Annotated in this window: 3 protein-coding genes and 1 pseudogene; all 4 read left to right on the top strand. The window is 72.3% G+C overall.

Annotated features, from left to right (window positions below; translation table 11 throughout):
• The first annotated feature begins 265 nt into the window (after positions 1 to 265).
• Entirely contained in the window at positions 266 to 649 is a 384-nt protein-coding gene (gene gvpJ, locus I4I78_RS32095; RefSeq protein WP_218615263.1) for a gas vesicle protein GvpJ, read from the top strand.
• On the top strand, positions 646 to 1,422 hold the full coding sequence (locus I4I78_RS32090; RefSeq protein WP_218615262.1) for a GvpL/GvpF family gas vesicle protein: 777 nt from the start codon (positions 646 to 648) through the stop codon (positions 1,420 to 1,422). Before gvpJ ends, I4I78_RS32090 begins: the two co-directional genes overlap by 4 nt.
• A 2-nt stretch (positions 1,423 to 1,424) precedes the next feature.
• Positions 1,425 to 1,670, top strand: a complete 246-nt coding sequence (locus tag I4I78_RS32085) for a gas vesicle protein GvpG (RefSeq protein ID WP_218615261.1) — start codon at positions 1,425 to 1,427, stop codon at positions 1,668 to 1,670.
• Positions 1,663 to 2,118, top strand: a pseudogene (locus I4I78_RS32080) (hypothetical protein); the annotation flags it as partial. The gene I4I78_RS32085 and the pseudogene I4I78_RS32080, both read left to right, overlap by 8 nt.

Raw genomic sequence — 2,118 nt, 5'->3', positions numbered from 1 at the left:
GTCGACGACGAGCTCGACGAACAGCCCGAGGACGACGCGTCCGACGCGGCGCCGGAGGACGCGGCCGACGATGCGGGCGAGGACGCGGCCGACGATGCCGAGGACGAGCCCGAGGACGAGGGCCGTCCGGTGGGCAAGCGGCCCCGGCGCCGCGCGCGCCAGCCCTCCCGCGCCTGAGCCGACCCCGGCGGACGACCGGCCCGACCGGGGCCCGAGCTCCCCACGTGCCCCGGCCGGGCATCGGACGAGAAAGGAATGGTGACGCGTGACCGTCAGCCAGCGTCAAGGCGGAAGCAGGGTCGACCGGGCACCTCAGGGCGACCTGGCCCAGGTGATCGATCTGATCCTGGACAAGGGCCTGGTGATCGACATCTTCGTCAAGATCTCCCTGGTCGGCATCGAGCTGGTCACGATCGACGCGCGGATCGTCATCGCCAGCGTCGACACCTACCTGCGGTTCGCGGAGGCGACGAACCGTCTCGACCTGCACCAGAAGGGCGGCAAGTCCCTGACCGAGACCATCGGCGGGATGACGGAGAGCGCCACCCAGGGCGGAGCCAAAGGGACCACGAAGGGCGTGATCGAGGCGGGCAAGGAGAAGTTCGACGACTACCGCGGCGAGCGCAAGCAGGAGAAGCGTCGGTCATGAGCAAGGGAACGAAGACGAAGACCGCGACCTACGTCTACGCGGTGGTCGCGGCCGGCGCGGACATCCCGGAGGGCCTCGAGCCGGTCGGTGAGGAGCCGGGTGAGCTGGAGGTCCTCGACCACCGCAGCCTGGCCGCCGTGGTCAGCGACGTCCCGGTGGACAAGCCGCTCGGCCGTCGACAGGACCTGATGTCGCACGAGCGGGTCGTCAACGCCATCGCCGAGAACATGACGGTGCTGCCGATGCGGTTCGGTGGGGTGGTGGCGAACGACCAGGCGGTCGTCGACGAGCTCCTCGAGCAGAACCACGACTACTTCGTGTGGGCTCTCGAGCAGCTCGACGGTTGCGTGCAGTTCGTGCTGCACGGCCGCTACGACCAGGACCAGCTGCTCGGCCGGATCCTGGGCGACAACGCGGAGATGGCGGAGCTGAGCGAGTCGATCCGCGGCACGCAACCCGACGCCACCTACTACGAACGGATCAGGCTCGGCGAGATGATCTCGGCCGAGGTGGAGCGGCAGCGGGTCGCCGACGCGGGGTCGGCGGAGGAGCGGATCTCACCGTTCGCGGTCGCCGTCGCGACGAAGGAGGCCACCGGCGAGGACGGTGCGGTGAACCTGTCCGTGCTCGTGCGCCGGGAGCACCGCTCGGACTTCGAGCAGGCGGTCGACGCGCTCGGCGACGAGTGGGGCGACCGGGTCGCGCTGCGGCTGATCGGCCCGGTCGCGCCGTTCGACTTCCTCCCGGAGCCGGCCGACGAGGACGGTGCCTGAGGGTGGGGCTTTTCACCGGCCTGCTCGGTCTGCCGCTGGCGCCGCTGCGGGGTGTCCTCTGGGTCGCCGAGCAGCTGGAGGCGGAGGCGGACCGGCAGATGAACGACCCGGCCGTGATCCGCCAGAAGATCGACGAGGTGGAGCAGGCGTTCGAACGCGGCGAGATCGGTGAGGACGAACGGGACGAGCAGCAGGAGGAGCTGCTGGGACGCCTGGTCGGGCGCCGAGGAGGAGACGGGGATGGCTGAGGGCCCGCCCCGTCGGCGCCCGGCCCGGCGCCGGCCCGCCGCGGAGGACGACGGGCGTCCCCGCCGTCGCCCGGCCGGGGAGGCTGCGCCGGCCCGCCGGCGTCCGTCCCGCAACGGCGACGAGCCCGCGCCCCGCCGCAGGCGCGCCGAGCGTCCCGAACCCGAGCCGCCGGCCCCGGAGCCGGTGGAGGAGGACCCGGTCGAGGACTCGTTCGAGGACGAGGAGGACGACGAGGTCGGGGACGATGAACCCGGGGACGAGGAACCCGGGGACGAGGAACCCGGGGACGAGTCCGAGGAGGACGAATCCGGGGACGGCGGCGTCGAGGACTCCGAGGCGGAACCCGAACCCGAACCCGAACCGGAGGTCGCGGACGACCCGACACCCCCGCCTAAGCGGATGGGCGCGCGGGCGGTGGCCCGGGCGGCGGTGGAGCAGGTCGTCGAG

Origin of the sequence: Pseudonocardia sp. KRD291, from assembly GCF_019263595.1 — a bacterium.
Classification (GTDB): domain Bacteria; phylum Actinomycetota; class Actinomycetes; order Mycobacteriales; family Pseudonocardiaceae; genus Pseudonocardia.
Note: the sequence above shows the minus strand (reverse complement) of the source record. Positions and strands in the feature narration are given on the sequence as shown.